This is a genomic window from Streptomyces sp. NPDC051051 (assembly GCF_040682975.1).
In the GTDB taxonomy this organism is placed as follows: domain Bacteria; phylum Actinomycetota; class Actinomycetes; order Streptomycetales; family Streptomycetaceae; genus Streptomyces.
In genome coordinates this window covers 287,137-303,637 of record NZ_JBFBCB010000001.1, presented here as the reverse complement: position 1 = coordinate 303,637, position 16,501 = coordinate 287,137, and the positions used below count along the sequence as shown (strand labels likewise).

Here is a 16,501-nt window from a genome sequence, read left to right as displayed (position 1 = left end):
TCGGGCCTGCCGCACCCGAAGCCCCTCGGCTGACGGGCCCGCCTGCCGGCGCGGTGCGTCAGTCGCGGTCGGGACGCAGCCTGCGGTGCGTCCCGGAGCGGCCGATGTCCAGGTCCAGGAGCGAGGTCAGGGCCGTGCCGCTGTTCCAGAAGCCCAGCAGATTCACGTCGATGAGGACCAGGCCGTGCCGGGCGGCGAACTCGCGGGCGGGCCGGGTGAACACGCAGGAGGCGACGAACACGGCCCTGTTCTCGTATAGCTACGGCGAACGGACATGTAGCGCTGTATGCCTGCTGTGGTCGTCGTTTCCCCTCGCCTGGCGCCTCGTTGGGCTGAACGAGTGATCTCGGGCGTGGGGCGAGGAGTACGGGTGCGGCAGGACTGGGAGCCGGAGGACCTGATCGAGGTCTGGACGCTGCTGGAAGACGACATGAAGCGGGTGCGGGACAAGTCCGGGGCGACTCGGCTCGGGTTCGCGCTGCTGCTGAAGTTCTTCGAGGTGGAGGCCCGGTTCCCGGAGTCGGCCCAGGAGGTGCCGACCGCCGCGGTGGAGTACGTGGCCCAGCAGGTCAAGGTGCCTGCGGAGGCGTGGGCGGACTACGACTGGCAGAGCAAGGCGATCCAGAGGCACCGGGGCGAGATCCGGACGGCGTACGGGTGCCGTGCGAACACCGAGGAGGACCAGGACCGGCTGGCCGCGTGGCCGGCCACCGAGCTGTGCCCGGTGGAGCTGTCCCGTGACCGGCTCGCGGCGGCCGTGGTGGCCCGGTGCCGCAACGACCACATCGAGCCGCCGGCGCCGGGGCAGGTGCGGCGGCTGGTGGGCAAGGCGATCAAGGACTTCGAGAAGCGGTTCTGTCGCGGCACGCTGGACCGGCTCAGTCACACGGCCCGATCGCGGCTGGAAGATCTGATCGCGGGTGACGGCACCGAGCACGGCGCGGACGGCGACGGCACAGTGGCTGGGGGCGGGCGATCGCACTTCACCGAGCTGAAGACCGACCCTGGCACTCCGGGTCTGGAGAGCCTGTTGGCCGAGGTGAACAAGCTTCAGCGGGTGCGGCGCCTGGAGCTGTCCGCAGACCTGTTCGCAGATGTGTCGGAGAAGCTGGTGGACGCCTGGCGGGCGCGGGCATCGAAGGAGTATCCGGCGAACCTGGAGCGGATGAAGCCGCCGCGGCGCCTGACGCTGCTGGCGACGCTGTGCCATGTGCGGCAGGCGGAGATCACCGACTCGCTGGTGGACTTGTTCATCCAGCTCGTGCTGAAGATCAACACGCGTGCGGAGCGGAAGGTCGAGAAGGAGCTGGGGGCGGAGCTGAAGAAGGTCCGCGGCAAGGAGGCGATGCTGCTGCGGGTCGCGGAGGCGGCGCTGTCGGAGCCGTCGGGCACAGTGCGGCGGGTGATCTTCCCAGTAGTGGGCGGGGAGAAGACGCTCAAGGTGCTGGCGGCGGAGGCCGCGGCGAACGAGGCCCGCTACAAAGCTCGGGTACGTACGGTGCTGCGGTCGTCGTACTCGGCGCACTGGCGGCGGATGTTGTCGCCGCTGCTGCGGGCGCTGGAGCTGAAGTGCAACAACACCGCCTACCGGCCGGTGATGGACGCGATCGACCTGCTCAAGCGGTACTTGGAGCAGCCGCTGAAGGAGGGCGCGTTCTTCGACCCGGCGGAGACGGTGCCGCTGGAGGGGGTGGTGCCCGAGCAGTGGCGGGCGGCGGCGGTGGACGACAAGGGCCGCGTGGAGCGCATCCCCTACGAGCTGTGCGTGCTGGTGTCGCTGCGGGACGCGCTGCGCCGCCGGGAGATCTGGGTGGTGGGCGCGAACCGGTGGCGCAACCCGGAGGACGACCTGCCCGCCGGCTTCGAGGACAACCGGGACGTCCACTATGCCGCCCTGGGCCAGCCGCAGGACGCCGGCGAGTTCATCACCGCCCTGAAGAGCAAGCTCCGCACCTCGCTGGACCGCTTCGAGCAAGCCCTGGCCAAGGGCACCACGGACGGGGTCGCGATCGTCAAGAAGCACGGCGAGCCGTGGATCAGGGTCTCCCCGCGCGGCAAGCAGGATGAGCCGGAGTCCCTGGTCGCGATAAAGGCCGAGATCGAACGGCGCTGGGGCACCATCGACCTGCTGGACATCCTGAAGTACGCCGAGTTCGACACCGACTTCATCGCCGAGTTCACCTCGGTCGCCACCAGAGAGAGCCTGTCCAAAGACGTACTGCGGCGCCGGCTGCTGCTCGTCCTGTTCGGCCCGGGCACCAACATGGGCATCAAGCGGGTCGCGGTGACCGGCAAGCACGGCGAGAGCGAGGCGACGCTGCGCCGGGTGCGGCACCTGTTCGTCAACCGGGCCAACATGCGCGCCGCCTTGCGCAAGCTGGTGAACGCCACCTTCGCCGCCCGCGACGAGATGTGGTGGGGCAGCGGCACGGCGTGCGCCTCCGACAGCCGCAAGTTCGGCTCCTGGTCCTCGAACCTGATGACCGAGTGGCACCAGCGCTACCGGGGCCCCGGTGTGATGATCTACTGGCACGTCGAGCGAAAGTCGGTGTGCGTCTACTCCCAGCTCAAGTCCTGTTCGGCCTCCGAAGTCGCCTCGATGATCGAGGGCGTCCTGCGGCATTGCACCGACATGGAGGTGGACCGGCAGTACACCGACACCCACGGCGCTTCCATCGTCGGCTTCGCCTTCGCCCACATGCTCGACTTCAAGCTGATGCCGAGGCTGAAGAACATCGGCTCCGCGAAGCTGTACCGCCCGGCGGCCGGGGAAGACGACAGCTGGCCCCACCTGGCGCCGGTGCTGTCCACCAAGACGATCAACTGGGATCTGATCCGCCAGCAGTACGACCAGATCGTGAAGTACACCACCGCCCTACGCCTGGGCACCGCCGAAGCCGAGCAGGTCCTGCGCCGCTTCACCCGCGGCGGGCCCAAGCACCCCACCTACCAGGCGATCGAGGAGCTGGGCCGGGCGGTGCGTACGGCGTTCGTTTGCGACTACCTCGCCGACGTCGAACTGCGCCAGGAGATCCACGAGGGCCTGCAGGTCGTGGAGAACTGGAACTCCGCGAACAAGGACCTCTTCTACGGCAAGGACGGCGACCTGGTCGGACAGGACAAGGAGTCCCAGGAGGTATCGATGCTCGCGCTGCATCTGCTCCAGTCCGCCCTGGTCCATGTCAACACGCCGCTGATGCAGCAGGTCCTCGCCGATCCGAAGTGGGCTGACACCCTCACCGACGCGGATCCGCGGGCGCTCTCCCCGCTGTTCTGGACCCATGTGAATCCCTACGGCCGGTTCGAGCTGGACATGAACAGACGCCTCGACCTGGACCTGACCGCCCGGGACGCCGTGCCCAGGCCGCGCGCCCCCGAGGGTAGACCGGCGGCGGCCCTGGGGTGAGGAGCTGGGGCTCCGATCGCCTACGAACAGCATCTGGTCACCAGCACCCTCGCCACATAACGACACAAACAGGTGTCCACTTCACGGGGGAAGGTTCAGTCGGCGTGTCTTCGTGGGCCGCGACAACCTCCTGGTGCGAGCATCTTGACGCCGTCGCCGCCGAACTCGATGGCCGCCCACGCAAAACGCTCGGCGGGGCTACCCCCGCCGAGCGCCTGCATAAACTGCTTGCGGCCTGATCGACACGACCACGTGTTGCAGCTCCCCGCTGAAACCGCCGTGGTAGCGGGCCTTACGCCCGTGGCGGGACGGCAGACGAGCTCAGAGCTGGGTTTCGCCGCCATCCACGGCCAGCTCGATGCCGGTGGTGTACGTGGCATCGAAGGCGAGGAATGCGGCCGCCTCGGCGAACTCTTCGACGGTGCCGTAGCGCTTCATAGGGTTGCTCGCGGTCCGCTCCGCCCTGAACAGGTCAGCGGCCTCTTTGGACAAGTTCATCGTTTCCAGAATCCCCGAGTCGATGGGACCCGGGCTGATCGCATTGACACGGATTCCCCGCGGAAGCAGCTCCCGGGAGAAGGTGCGGGCCATCGAGCGCAGCGCCGCCTTGCCGGCCGCATAGACGCTGGTGTCCACCATGCCGATGACGTTCGCGATCGAGGTGGTGAGGACGATGCCGGCGTTCGCGCTCAGCAGCGGAGCAAGCTTCTGCACAGTGAAGAAGGCGCCCTTGACGTTGATCGCGAACAGCTCGTCGTACACGTCCTCGGTCGTCGACTCGAGGGGCGTGAGGGGGGAGATGCCGGCGTTGACGAACAAAGCCTCGATCGAGCCGAGCTCGCTCTTTACACGGCCGACGAGCATATCCAGGTCGGACAGTGAGGCCACATCCGCCCGGACAGCCACGGCATTCTCGCCGAGCCGCTCGCGTGCCGCGTCGAGCTTGGCCTGAGAACGGCCGGTGATCACCACGCGGGCTCCGCCTTGCACCAGCAGCTCCGCCAGCGCGAGCCCCATCCCGCTGCTGCCACCCGTGATCACCACATTCTTGTCGCTGTACTTACCCATACCGAGGTTGCTCCGTTCCATCATCAAAAACATGTCGATATATCTGGATGTCGCCATTCGTGAAGCGAATCAGCCGAGGGTTTCGATCTTCATGTCGCCTGTGGTGACCGTGCGGATGTGATCGCTGGCGAGCAGGCCGTGCGGATTGCCGAGGTCGATGGAGCTGACCTCGTCGAGGCGGGCCAGCTGGGAAGGAGTGAGGTCGACCTGCAGGGCACCCAGGTTGTCCTCCAGCTGCGCGATGGTGCGGGCGCCGATGATGGGTGCCGTCACACCCGGGGCGTTCAGGGTCCAGGCCAGTGCGACCTGGGCGGGTGTGCGGCCTAGCTCCGAGGCCACCTCCTTCACCACATCGGCAATGGCAAGGTTGCGGTCGGTGACCCATCCCAAGGCGACGTTGAGGCTCTTGCGGTTGCTGGCGGTTTCGCCGACAACGGAGCCCGCCTGGTTCTGATCCTCCCGGCTGTACTTGCCGGTGAGCACCCCGCCGCCCAGCGGGGAGAAGGGGACCACGCCGAGTCCCATCTCGCGTGCCATCGGGATCAGGTCACGCTCCGCAGTGCGCTCGATCAGGCTGTACTCGGTCTCCAGTGCGACCAGTGGTGACCAGCCGCGCAGGTCGGCGATCGCCTGCATGCGCGACACCTGCCAGGCCGGGGCGCTGGAGATCGCCACGTACAGCACCTTGCTCTGCCTCACCAGGTCGTCCAGGCCCCGCAGGATCTCCTCCACCGGCGTCCTGAAGTCCCATACGTTCACGTAGAGCAGATCGATGTGGTCGGTGTTCAGCTGCCGCAGACTGGCTTCCACCGACGCCAGCATGCTCTTGCGGTGGGTACCCCCGGAATTCGGGTCACCGGGCTGACGCAGCGTCGAGTACTTCGTCGCCAGCACCATCTTGTCGCGGTTGGTGCGGGCGAATTCGCCGAGCAGTCGCTCGGAGCTGCCGTTGGTGTAGGTGCTGGCGGTGTCGAAGAAGTTGCCGCCGAGCTCGGTGTAGCGGTCGAAGAGCTTGCGCGCCTCCTCGCGCTCGGCGCCCCAGCCCCACTCGGTGCCGAAGGTCGCCGTGCCCAGCGCCAGCGGTGAGACCCGGAGTCCGGAACGGCCCAGCAGCCGATAGGTGTCGAGAGTGAGTGCCATCGTGTTCTCCTGTGAGGTGCGGTTCGTGGCGTTCGAGAGGTGCGGATTGGTGGTCGACTCGCCCGGGTTTCAGGCGCCGAGCCCGTAGCCGCCGGCCACGGTGATGTCCTGGCCGGTGATGTAGCCGGCGGCGTCCGAGGCGAGGAAGGCGACTGCTTCCGCGACCTCCTGGCTGGTTCCGAAGCGCTTGAAGGGGATCTTCGAGCGCATGGCGTCCCGGCCGCTCTCGGGCACCCCCAGCTTGTTGAGCAGCGGGGTGTCGGTGGCCCCGGGGCTCACGGCGTTGACGCGAATCCTGCGCGGGGCCAGTTCGAGCGCGAGGGAGGGCAGCATGGCCAGCAGCGCGCCGCGTGTCGCCGCCCCCACCGTGGCGCCAGGGGTGCCGCGACGGGATCCGATGCCGACGGTCAGCACGATCGAGCCGCCGTCGTTCATGAGGGGAAGGGCCTTTTGGAGGGTGAAGTACTGGCCCTTGAAGTTGAGGTCGGCGTGCTCGTCGAACGATTCCTCCGTCACCTCGGCAACCGGTGCCGGACGGAAGATCCCGGCGTTGAGGAAGAGCAGGTCCAACGATCCGAACCGCGCCGACACCGCCGACATCAGGGCGTCGGTGTCGGAGAGCACGCGCCCGTCGGATCGGACGACGAGCACGTCACCGGGGAGCTCGGACTGCGCCCGCGCGAGGGATTCGGGATTTTGTCCGGTGACCGCGACCTGGTAGCCGCGGGCGTGCAGCAGCTCGGCCGTCGCTCTGCCGATCCCGGTCGTCCCCCCGGTGATGACCGCTGTAGGCATGGCAAACCTTTCGTCGCTGAAGCGATGGGTGAGACCACCCGTAAACGGGGAACTCCCCGGTTGTCTCACCGTACACTGAACCGGGGACATCCCCGAATCGTTCCCGAGCCTCATCCGACACTCACGATCGCGAAGGTCATGACACCTCCACGCAGCACCCTGCGCGCCGACGCGCAGCGCAACCGCGAGCAACTGATCGCCACGGCCGCCGAAGCCTTCGCCTCCGGACGCCCGATCTCGCTGGACGCGATCGCCAAACGCGCGGGAGTGGGGAACGCCACCCTGTACCGGCACTTCCCCACCCGAGAGGATCTGGTCGAAGAGGTTTATCGGGACCAGATCCGCCCCTTGCGCGAAGACGCGCACACCCTGCTGGCTACCAAGCCGCCCGTACAGGCCCTCCACGCGTGGATGCTCCGATTCGCCGACTGGGCCGGCGAACGACGCGGCATCTGCGAGGCCCTGGTCGCCATGAGCGCTTCCGGCCGCTTCGGCACCGGACCGGTCTGCGACGAGGTCCAGCAAGTCCTGGCGATGGTGCTCGAGGCCGGCGCCACAGCAGGAGAACTGCGCAGCGACATCGACCCGGTCGAGGTAGGCGGCATCCTCGCCGGTTTGCTCTCCGTGGCCGGCGCACCCGAGCAGCGCCCCCAACTGAACCGCATGCTGGACGTCGTCGTCGACGGACTCAGGCCCCGCTAAGCGATACGCCAGCGGTTCGGCGAGGCGTCGGCCTATGCCGGACGGCATGGCTGCGGCCGCGGCGGTCGTGGCGCCCCAGACCTTGGTGAGGACCGTCGGGATGGTTGCCTACGTTCGGCTCGTTCCCCGCCTCGCGACAGCGCCCGAACGGCTCGTCAGGTGTTCCTGCCGTCGCCGCTCAAGGGGGATCACCGAGGTGGGCCCAGAGCCGCCAGTAGTTGAATCTTGGAGGCGTCAGCGCTTCCGGCGGACGGCGGCGTCGCGGACGGCGACGTGTCGGGCGACTGCGTCGACGCTGGGGCGGGCGTAGCGTTCCAGGGAGCGGACGGATGCGTGGCGGGAGCGGGCCAGCAGCATCGGGTGGAGGTGCCGCCCTCAGCGTCGTGTGTCAGGGCACTGTGGCGTAGCCGATGGAGCGTCCAGCCGTTCAGGTCCTCGATGTCCTCGGGCGAGGCGAGAGGGTTGGCCAGTAGCCGGGTGTTCTCCTCGAAGATTTCCTCGGCCCGGCGATAGGAGAGCCGGGCCCTGCCGGTCTCGGAGCACACGTCCAGCGTGGGTGTTCCGGCCGGGGCCTTGCGGTCGGTGAGGAACAGCGGGCCGCGGGTGCGACGGGCGATCAGTCGGGGCAGAAGCTGGGCGCTGCCGGACTGCCAGTGGATCCACTCGATCGCCCCGCCCTTGGCGGTGATCCTGCCGCGCTTGTCCTGCGGATATAGGTCCTCCACGTTCAGGCACAGCACCTCATCGGCGCGGGCCGCAGACTCGTAGAGCATCTTCCAGAACGTCTTCTCCCGCAGCGAGACGTTCAGCCGCCACAGGGCGGCGATCTGTTCCTCAGCAAGGGCCTTGGTGCGGTCGGGCGGTGCCAGCCGTCGCTCGATGCCGATCGTGGGGTCGGATTCGATCCATCCCTGGCGCTGCCACCAGCCGATTGCCTTGCGGGCGATGGACAGCTCCCGGTTGACGGTGTCGGCGTCCATCTCGTCCGCCCGCGCCGCCGCCAGCTCGGCCAGCACCTCGGGCAGGGCTGGGTCGTCGATCGCGGTGAGGGGGAAGACGGGCGGCTTCGCGCCTCGGCGGGCGGGTCCGGTCGGCGCCGGTTTGCCGGCACGCATCCATCCCCATGTCGTCAGCGAGATCCGGTAGATCCGCGCGGAGGACTTCGCGATGCCCGCGCCGGTGAGGTACCGCTCGACCGCTGCGGTGTACGACGAGGACGGGGCGGACAGAGGGATCACCGGGGCGCGCGGCGGCCGGAGCGCGCCCCCGCTCCCGAGTTCGGTCACTGGTTCGATCGTCACGTCCGTCCCGCCCCTCCAGTGCTGCCGCAGTAAATGCGTACACCTCGCCCCGGTGGCCGGAATCGTCCGTCGCAGGTCGCGATGATCACGGTAGGTGCTCTGCCGCAGTAAATCCGGTATTTACTGCGGCACCATCCTGGCGAGTCACCAGGCGCGCCGGAAGTCCGATAAGTGAACCTCGAAGCTGAATCGCTGCCACTGCCGATCGCTGTGCCGTCGATCCTCGCGCCCGCTCCAGCCCCGAGCCTCACCCTGCGCTGCATGTCCGTTCGCCGTAGCTATACGAGAACAGGGCCAACACGGGGACGTCGGCGTGGTGTTCCGCCCGTGCGGTGCCGTTGAAGGTCTGGAGGTCACGGCTGCCGACGGTGCGGTGCTTGGCGTAGCGCTTGCACTGCACGACGACACGGCGGCCGTCGGGCAGGCTGCCGGTCACATCCGCTCCGAGGTCGCCGGCACCCCCGACGCGCCGGACGCCGGTGCAGCCGTCCCGGCGGCACAGCTCGGCGACGTACTCCTCGAACCGGCGGTCGTCCATCGCCCAGACCTCGTCCAGCGAGCGGCGCGCCTGCCGGCGGGCCTCCGCGGCGAGCCGGACCCGCTCCGCCCGCGCCTCGCGCCGCCCGGCCCGCACCAGACCGGTGACGACCACCGCGACCGCGATGACGGACGCCGTCGACAGCAGCACTGTGCCCATACGTCGGGTCTCCCTCCCCTTGTCCCCTTGCTCAGCCGTCTTGTTGCTGCCCTCGCGGGGGCGGCTCCATCCGGCGCCGGGGGCGGGAGATCAGGCCGCCCCGTCCCGGTGCCGCGTCGGGCACCGGGACGGGGCGGACCGCCCGCCTACTGGGCGTAGGTCTCGAACTCGGCGACCTTCGGTGTTCCCGTCGAACCGGTGATCTCGAAGGTGACCTTGCTCAGCGAGGTCCGCGGGAAGGTGATGGCACCCGCGCCGCTGCCCGAGGTCAGCACGGCGCCGGTGTCACCGTTGACCACCTTCCAGGCACCGATGACACCCGTCGCCCCCGCCGCCTCCCGGATGTCGATCCTGGAGACGGACGTGGCGGAACCCCACTTGATCGAGATGGCGCCGGTCGAGGCGGCGGGCGACCAGTACGTGCTCATGTCGCCGTCCCGCACGTTGCCGTAACTCGTGCCGGTGGCCTTGCTGGAGCCGTCCGACCCGGCCCCGATGCTCAGGTTGGTGCCGCTGGGCTGGCTGGGTCCCGAGGTGGGGCTGGGGGTCGGGGTGGCGGACGTGGGCGGGGTGGTCGGGGTCGACGTGGGCGACTGCACGGTGCAGCTGCCGTTCGACACCTGGAGGCCCTTGCCGGCCCCGGCCGTGCGGCTCACGACGTCCGGCACGCACGCGGCGGCGTCGAGCGCGTAGGCGTAGGGGATGCTGACCGTGGTGTTGGACTGCGGGTTCGGTCCGGCGGGATTGTTGTCGGTGCCGGGGCTGGACCAGGTCACGTTGTCGAAGACGTTGCCGCTGACCTGCCAGTAGCCGGCCGCGTCCGTGTAGAAGGTGCCCAGGACGTCCTTGGAGTCCTCGAAGTAGTTGTTGTCCACCTTGGCGCGCGCTCCGGCACGGGAGTTGATGCCGGACTCGTTCAGGCTCACGTAGTGGTTGTTGTAGATGTGCGCCGTTCCGCCGCGCAGCAGGGGCGTGCGGGAGTCGATGTTCTGGTACAGGTTGTGGTGGAAGGTGATGAACCCGTTCGACAGGTCGCTCTCGCTGGAGCCGACCAGACCGCCGCGCCCCGAGTTGCGCAGGACGCTGTACGACAGCGTCACGTACTTGGTGTCGTCCTTCATGTCGAAGAGGCCGTCGTAGCCTTCCGACTCCCCGCCCGACGCCTCCAGGGTCGTGTGGTCGACCCAGACGTTGCGGACGCCGCTCTCCATGCCGATGGCGTCGCCGCCGTTGGAGGTGGGCGAGCCCGACTTCTTCACGTTCTTGATCGTCACGTTCTGGATGATGATGTTGCTGGCCTCGCGGATGTGGATGCCCAGCTGGTCGAAGACGGCTCCGCCGCCGACGCCGACGATCGTGACGTTGCTGATCTGCTTCAGCTCGATCACCCCGGCGGCGGTGTTGCAGCTGCTGCCCGACACCTTGGCCGTGTTGCCGTGGTTGATGGTCCCCTCGACCTCGATGGTGATCGGGGTGCTGCTGCTGGCCCTGCCGCACAGGGCCGCGTGGATCGCGGTTCCGGTGGTGGCCCTCACCGTCTGACCGCCGGCTCCGCCGGTGGTACCGCCGTTCTGGGTCGCGTAACCGGTCGCGGTACCGGTCGCCGCGGAGGCCTCCGGCATCGACAGCACGACACCGACCGCGGCCGCGAGGGCCATCGCGGCCGATGCGGCGGAGAGTCGCAGGGCGACTTTTCTTTGCATGGATGTCTCCTGATTCTTCGTTCTGCCTGGCCTCGCATTGCTGCCGCACACGGCGAAAGATTGTCCGTGGGCCGTCAATCCGAACCGACAGGAAGAGCGTGCGGGACGGTCACATGCCGGCTCGTCATGACGTGCACCCTTCGTTCGGCGGCACGTCGGCGTCGCGGGACACCTCATGCCGGATCACTGGCGGCTCGTGCACAAGTCGCGGCGCCCACCGCGAAGGTCGGCCCTCCCGGAACGGCCCCGGCCCCGAGAAAGCGCTTTCCGTGCGGCGACGATAGGGGTCCGACGGCGAGGTGGCAAGAGTTCGAGAAGGGTCAACGCAGAGAGCGGCAACTGCCCGCGACCCCGTTCCGCTTTCCGACGCACAGCGCTCACGGCCGAGCGACGACGTTGCTTCCGTGAACGCATCCCCCCGCCCGCCGAGCCGTTTCCGCCGCAACCGGGCTCCCCAGGCGGCACGACACCTGACTCCCCTTCACGTTCCCATACGTGAACGCGAGTGACGTACGTGATCAGCTCGGGAGTCCGGGCGACGCCGCCGTGAGGGTCTCGACGCGGCGCGGGGCGACCACGGTCTCCGCCGCGCGGACACCGCTCAGGCCACCGCGCATCTCGTCGACGCTCGACCGACGCGCGCGCTCCGCCGGCCCGCCGGTCGGGGTGTCACGGTTCGCCGGCCCGCCGGTCGGAGCATCACGGTTCGTCGCCCCCGGTCAGGGCGCCACGATCCGGGTGAGCCGCTCGGCGAGCGCGGCCGCGAACTCCTCGGCGCGTGCCAGCTGGACGCGCAGATCCTTCACCCGCCGCTGCGTGGCCTGCTCGAAGCCGCGGATGCACCTCCGCAGCTCCTCGCGCTCCGCGGGCGGCAGTTCGTCGTCCGAGTCCAGACGGTCCATCGCCTCGAGCAGACCGCGCATCTCGTCGAGAGTGAAGCCGAGGGGTTTCATCCGCCGGATGACCATCAGGCGCACGACGTCCGCCTCGGTGTAGAGACGGAAACCCCCCTGGGAGCGGGCGGAGGGGGTGACGAGACCGGCGTCCTCGTAGTGCCGGATGGTGCGCAGCGACAGCTCGGTCCGTGCGGCGACCTCGCCGATCTGCATGTGCTCGCTGCTCACGCGGGCGCCCTTCTCGTCTCTGGCGGCGACCACCGGAAGCCGACGCCGATCTCTACTCTAACGTTAGGGTAGAGTTGCCCTGGCTCGGGGACGGCTCCCCGCCGTGCCTTTCTCCCGGTGCGGGCCCGCCGTCCCGGGCCGTCCGTCGTGTCGGGGCCGACGAAGCCCCCGGCGAAATCAGTTGTCCGCAGGAGAGAGCGTGCGCATGTCCGTGACGACCGGCATCGCCGCCTTCCCGCCGTGAGCCTTCGCCGCCGGGCGGTGCCCGCCGCCCTCACGGCCCGCTTCTGAGCCGCCCGCCGATCCCGTTCCGCCCCTCGCGGACCTCGGGGAGGGCCGCCCCGGTCATTCGCGCCCTCCACGTCCCCACGCCATCCCACGCCTCTTCCGCACGCCCGCCGTGATGCCGGGTGTGCCCGAGCACGACAGGTCTGCCTTCTCTTGTCTTCCTCCTCCTTGTCTTCCTCCGCGCTGTCCCCGGCCGCGTGGCTGCGTGGCCCCCGGCGTCCCGCCTGGCTGTCCGACCCGAAGGTGCTGCGCACCGAGGTGCTGGCCGGTCTCGTGGTCGCCCTGGCGCTGATCCCGGAGGCGATCTCGTTCTCGATCATCGCCGGGGTCGACCCGGCCATCGGCCTGTTCGCCTCCTTCACCATGGCCGTCACCATCGCCGTGGTCGGCGGCCGACCGGCGATGATCTCCGCGGCGACCGGTGCCGTCGCCCTGGTCATCGCCCCGCTGAACCGCGAGCACGGCTTCGGCCACCTGGTCGCGGCAGTCATCCTGGCCGGCGTCATCCAGATCGCCCTGGGCGCGCTCGGGGTGGCGAAGCTGATGCGGTTCGTGCCGCGCAGCGTGATGGTCGGCTTCGTCAACTCCCTGGCCGTCCTGATCTTCCTGGCGCAGGTTCCGGAGATGACGGACGTGCCCTGGCCGGTCTATCCGCTGATCGCCGCCGGCCTGGCCCTCATGGTGTTCTTCCCCAAGGTCGCCACGGTGGTCCCGGCCCCGCTGGTGTCCATCGTCATCCTCACGGTCATCACCGTCGCGGCGGGGATCGCGGTGCCGACCGTCGGCGACAAGGGGGACCTTCCCTCCGCGCTGCCGGTGCCCGGCCTCCCGGACGTGCCGTTCACGCTGGACACCCTGACCACCGTCGCCCCCTACGCGCTCGCCATGGCCCTGGTCGGGCTGATGGAGTCGCTGATGACCGCCAAGCTGGTCGACGACATCACCGACACCCACTCGTCCAAGACCCGTGAGTCGGTCGGGCAGGGCGTCGCCAACATCGTCACCGGCTTCTTCGGCGGCATGGGCGGCTGCGCCATGATCGGCCAGACGATGATCAACGTACGGGTGTCCGGCGCCCGCACCCGTCTGTCGACGTTCCTGGCGGGCGCCTTCCTGATGGTGCTGTGCGTCGTCTTCGGCCCGGTCGTCTCGGACATCCCCATGGCCGCGCTCGTCGCCGTGATGGTCATGGTGTCGGTGGCCACGTTCGACTGGCACTCCGTCGCGCCGAAGACGCTCAGGCGGATGCCGGCCGGGGAGATCACCGTCATGGTGGTGACCGTCGTGTGTGTGGTCGCCACCCACAACCTCGCCATCGGTGTCGTCGTCGGCTCGGTCACGGCGATGGTCGTCTTCGCCAAGCGTGTCGCCCACTTCGCCGAGGTCAGCTCGGTCACCGACCCCGACGGCTCGACCGTCGTCCACCGGGTCACCGGTGAGCTGTTCTTCGCCTCATCCAACGACCTCGTCGACCGCTTCGACTACAGCACCGAAGCCGACCGCGTCGTCATCGACCTGTCCGCCGCCCACATCTGGGACGCCTCCTCCGTCGCCGCGCTGGACGCCATCGAGCACAAGTACGCCCAGCGCGGCAAGGCCGTCGAGATCACCGGCCTCAACGAGGCCAGCGCCCGCCTCCACGGGGCACTCAGCGGCGAACTCACGGGCAGCGGCTGACCGGACACCGTCGGCGGGAGGCGGGAGGCGGGCGGGACACCGCGCGGCCGCGGGCGCCACCGTGAGGACGAACGCCCCTCAGGCGCGGGCGAGTTCGGCCGCGCCGAAGGACACGTCGAAGCGGTCGCACCAGATGCTGACACTGCGGTAGTCCGACGGGTCCACGTCGGCGGGGAGGGCGTAGTTCTGGCTTCCCTTGTTGCCCTTGAGCCTGCCGAGGCTGACGTGCTTCCCGTCGTCGAAGACGTGCCATCCGGCGCGGCCCCGCCGCACCGGCGCGTCGGTCAGCCAGACGCGCAGGTCCGGTCCGTTGCTGGTGTCCAGGTTCTCCAGCCGGACGACGTGGGAGCCGTCGGCCAGCCGTACGAGCTTCACCGTGCCCGAGGTGGCGTGCTCGTGGCTGATCAACTCACCGCTCGCCCATGTGTGCGGACCGGCGGCCGGGGCGGACTGCCCGGAGGGCTCGTCCGAGGGGGCCGGTGCGGGAGCCGACGCCGGAGGGGCCGGGACGCTCACGGCTCCGGGGAGCGCCTCTTGGACGGTCTCGTCCTGCCACAGCTTCCACGGCTGGAACCAGTACAGGCCGAATCCGACGCCCGCCACCGCCGCCACCAGCACCGCGATGGCCGACGGCCCGGTCAGTGCCCTGCGCACACGCCCCATCTCCGCCCCGATCCTCAGGAGTTCACTTCGTCGTCCGTCCATTCAACGGGCGCGGACGACCGTCGCGCACCCCGTGGCCGATGACGGAATCCTTACGTCGCGCCGGTCGCACTGTTCGAACGGCGGCAACGCGGTGCGGGCGGAGACCGACCGTGGGAAGGCTGCGCTCCGTAGTATCACTTCGACACAACGCCGTACAGGCCGTGGGTCGGCGGCCCGCGACCTGTCGGGTCCTATCAAGGAGCGTGAGCGTCATGTCCGAGACCACCACACAGACGAACGGGGTGACCAGCCAGTATGCGGCACAGGTCGCCGGTGACCTGGAGCGCAACCTCAAGGAGCAGGACCGCATCGCCGGTGAGATCGCCGCGCTGCAGGAGCAGTTGGCCTCCCTGGAGAAGGACCGCACGGTGCTGCTGAACGTGCAGCAGGCCCTCGGTGTGGAGTCCGCGTCCGCCGCGCCCGCCGACGGGAAGGCCGCGGTCGAGAAGGCCGCGGCGGTGCCCGCTCCACGGAAGAAGGCCTCGGCCGGCGCCTCCCGCCGGTCGAAGGCCGCCAAGTCCGCGGCGGCGGCTCCGAAGCCGGCCGCCAAGAAGACGGCGGCCCGCAAGGCGGCCCCGAAGGCGGATCAGCCCTCGCTCGTCTCCCTCGTCCGCGAGCACCTCGCCGGCCAGAGCGAGCCGCGCTCCGCGGCCGAGGTCGCCCAGTCGCTGGGTGAGCAGTACCCCGAGCGGGGCATCAAGACCACCGTCGTGCGCACCACCCTCGAAGGGCTGGTGGCCAAGAACCACGCCCAGCGCAGCAAGCAGGGCTCGTCCGTCTTCTACACCTCCCCGGAGGCGCCCGCCGCCCCGGCCGCGAGCGCGGAGGAGGTGCCGCGAGAGGGACAGTCCGCGTAAGGCGGGGCCGACGGCTCCCGCACCGCGTGGTCCACGAGGTCGCCGCGGTCGCCGCGCGGCGGCCCGGACCGCCCGCGCCCCAGGCGTCCGGCCGTCACGCGGGGCGCGGCGCGCGGCGGACCCGTTCCCGCCACGCCGCAGGGAGTGCCGGACGGCGTCGTTCACACGGAGCACCTCACCTCCATGGGCGGCCGCCCGACCGGCCGCGCCCGGGGGCGGGTCCGCCCGCGGCTGCCGCCGGTGCGTCGAAGCGGGACCTCAGAACAGGTCGATCGGACCGGCGCGGTCGACGAAGCGTCCCGAACCGGCGCCGGGCCCCTCGGTCGCCAGCCGGACGATCGCGTCGGTGCCCTCGGTGACGGTCTGGGGACCGCTGTGGCCGTTGAGGTCGGTCGCCGTGTAGCCGGGATCGGCGGCATTGACGCGGATGTCCGGGAACGCCTTGGCGTACTGCGTGGTCAGCATCGTGAGGGCCGCCTTGGAGGCGGTGTAGAGGGGCACGACGACCGCCGACTCGACGCGCGACGGGTCGTGGGTGAAGGCGAGCGATCCCATCCCGCTGCTGACGTTGACGATGACGGGGTCCGGGGACCGGCGCAGCAACGGCAGGAAGGCCGTGGTCGTCCGGACCACGCCGAAGACGTTGACGTCGAAGACGCCGAGAGCGTCCGCGCCGGTCAGGTCGCTCGGATCGCCGTGCGGACCGTGCACGCCCGCGTTGTTGACGAGAACGTCCAGCACGCCCTCGTGGGCGGCGACGTCGGCCGCCGCGGCGGCGACGGAGACGTCGTCGGTGACATCGATCCGGACGAACCGCGCACCCAGCGCGGCGGCGGCAGCAGCGCCCCGTTCCGGGTCGCGGGCTCCCACGATCACGGTGTGGCCGAGTGCGGTGAGGCGGCGGGCGGTCTCGTGACCGAGACCCTTGTTGGCTCCGGTGATGAAGATGGTGGTCATGCGTCGATCGTTCGCGACGCGGCGGAGGTCTGCCAGGGATGCCGCGACCGTAGGAACGGCAGTACCACCGTCGGACGGGGC

General features: G+C 69.6%; 13 protein-coding genes and 2 pseudogenes. 5 read left to right on the top strand and 10 right to left on the bottom strand.

The window, feature by feature from the left end:
• Positions 1-58 precede the first annotated feature (58 nt).
• Positions 59-241, bottom strand: a complete 183-nt coding sequence (locus AB0N31_RS01440; protein ID WP_366056249.1) for a hypothetical protein — start codon at positions 239-241, stop codon at positions 59-61.
• Positions 242-370: 129 nt separating this feature from the next.
• Between AB0N31_RS01440 and AB0N31_RS01435 the strand changes: the two genes are divergently transcribed.
• Complete coding sequence (locus AB0N31_RS01435) at positions 371-3,406, top strand: Tn3 family transposase (protein ID WP_366056248.1); 3,036 nt, start codon at positions 371-373, stop codon at positions 3,404-3,406.
• 321 nt (positions 3,407-3,727) lie between these two features.
• Here the strand turns inward: AB0N31_RS01435 and AB0N31_RS01430 are convergent, their stop codons facing one another.
• The 3 genes from AB0N31_RS01430 to AB0N31_RS01420 form a co-directional block, all read right to left on the bottom strand.
• A complete protein-coding gene (locus tag AB0N31_RS01430) occupies positions 3,728-4,474 on the bottom strand; it encodes an SDR family oxidoreductase (RefSeq protein WP_366056312.1) in 747 nt (248 codons plus the stop codon).
• 69 nt (positions 4,475-4,543) lie between these two features.
• Positions 4,544-5,614, bottom strand: a complete 1,071-nt coding sequence (locus AB0N31_RS01425; RefSeq protein WP_366056246.1) for an aldo/keto reductase — start codon at positions 5,612-5,614, stop codon at positions 4,544-4,546.
• Between the two features lie 69 nt (positions 5,615-5,683).
• Complete coding sequence (locus AB0N31_RS01420; RefSeq protein ID WP_366056245.1) at positions 5,684-6,409, bottom strand: SDR family oxidoreductase; 726 nt, start codon at positions 6,407-6,409, stop codon at positions 5,684-5,686.
• Positions 6,410-6,547: 138 nt separating this feature from the next.
• On the opposite strand from AB0N31_RS01420, the gene AB0N31_RS01415 reads away from it, so the two are divergent.
• A complete protein-coding gene (locus AB0N31_RS01415; protein WP_366056244.1) occupies positions 6,548-7,111 on the top strand; it encodes a TetR/AcrR family transcriptional regulator in 564 nt (187 codons plus the stop codon).
• A 34-nt stretch (positions 7,112-7,145) separates the two neighbouring features.
• Positions 7,146-7,244: pseudogene (locus AB0N31_RS01410) on the top strand (arsenic resistance protein); the annotation flags it as partial.
• Between the two features lie 55 nt (positions 7,245-7,299).
• Here the strand turns inward: AB0N31_RS01410 and AB0N31_RS01405 are convergent.
• The 4 genes and pseudogenes from AB0N31_RS01405 to AB0N31_RS01390 form a co-directional block, all read right to left on the bottom strand.
• Positions 7,300-8,412, bottom strand: coding sequence for a tyrosine-type recombinase/integrase (locus AB0N31_RS01405; RefSeq protein WP_366056243.1), 1,113 nt, complete (start codon positions 8,410-8,412; stop codon positions 7,300-7,302).
• A 298-nt stretch (positions 8,413-8,710) separates the two neighbouring features.
• Positions 8,711-9,109 (bottom strand): annotated as a pseudogene (locus AB0N31_RS01400) (restriction endonuclease); the annotation flags it as partial.
• A 146-nt stretch (positions 9,110-9,255) separates the two neighbouring features.
• Positions 9,256-10,812 carry a pectate lyase gene (locus AB0N31_RS01395; RefSeq protein ID WP_366056242.1) on the bottom strand — a complete coding sequence of 519 codons (1,557 nt, stop codon included), beginning with the start codon at positions 10,810-10,812 and terminating at the stop codon, positions 9,256-9,258.
• Positions 10,813-11,531: 719 nt separating this feature from the next.
• Positions 11,532-11,936: a MerR family transcriptional regulator gene (locus AB0N31_RS01390; protein WP_366056241.1), complete on the bottom strand. Its 405-nt coding sequence runs from the start codon at positions 11,934-11,936 to the stop codon at positions 11,532-11,534.
• Positions 11,937-12,392: 456 nt separating this feature from the next.
• Between AB0N31_RS01390 and AB0N31_RS01385 the strand changes: the two genes are divergently transcribed.
• The gene (locus tag AB0N31_RS01385) at positions 12,393-13,901 is read left to right on the top strand and encodes a SulP family inorganic anion transporter (protein WP_366056240.1); all 1,509 of its coding nucleotides are present in this window, start codon (positions 12,393-12,395) and stop codon (positions 13,899-13,901) included.
• A gap of 78 nt (positions 13,902-13,979) precedes the next feature.
• On the opposite strand, the gene AB0N31_RS01380 is transcribed toward AB0N31_RS01385, so the two are convergent.
• Positions 13,980-14,564: a DM13 domain-containing protein gene (locus tag AB0N31_RS01380; protein WP_366056239.1), complete on the bottom strand. Its 585-nt coding sequence runs from the start codon at positions 14,562-14,564 to the stop codon at positions 13,980-13,982.
• 254 nt (positions 14,565-14,818) lie between these two features.
• Here AB0N31_RS01380 and AB0N31_RS01375 point away from each other — a divergent pair, with 254 nt between their 5' ends.
• Complete coding sequence (locus AB0N31_RS01375) at positions 14,819-15,463, top strand: hypothetical protein (protein ID WP_366056238.1); 645 nt, start codon at positions 14,819-14,821, stop codon at positions 15,461-15,463.
• Between the two features lie 258 nt (positions 15,464-15,721).
• Here the strand turns inward: AB0N31_RS01375 and AB0N31_RS01370 are convergent, their stop codons facing one another.
• Positions 15,722-16,420: an SDR family NAD(P)-dependent oxidoreductase gene (locus AB0N31_RS01370; RefSeq protein WP_366056237.1), complete on the bottom strand. Its 699-nt coding sequence runs from the start codon at positions 16,418-16,420 to the stop codon at positions 15,722-15,724.
• Positions 16,421-16,501: the final 81 nt, after the last annotated feature.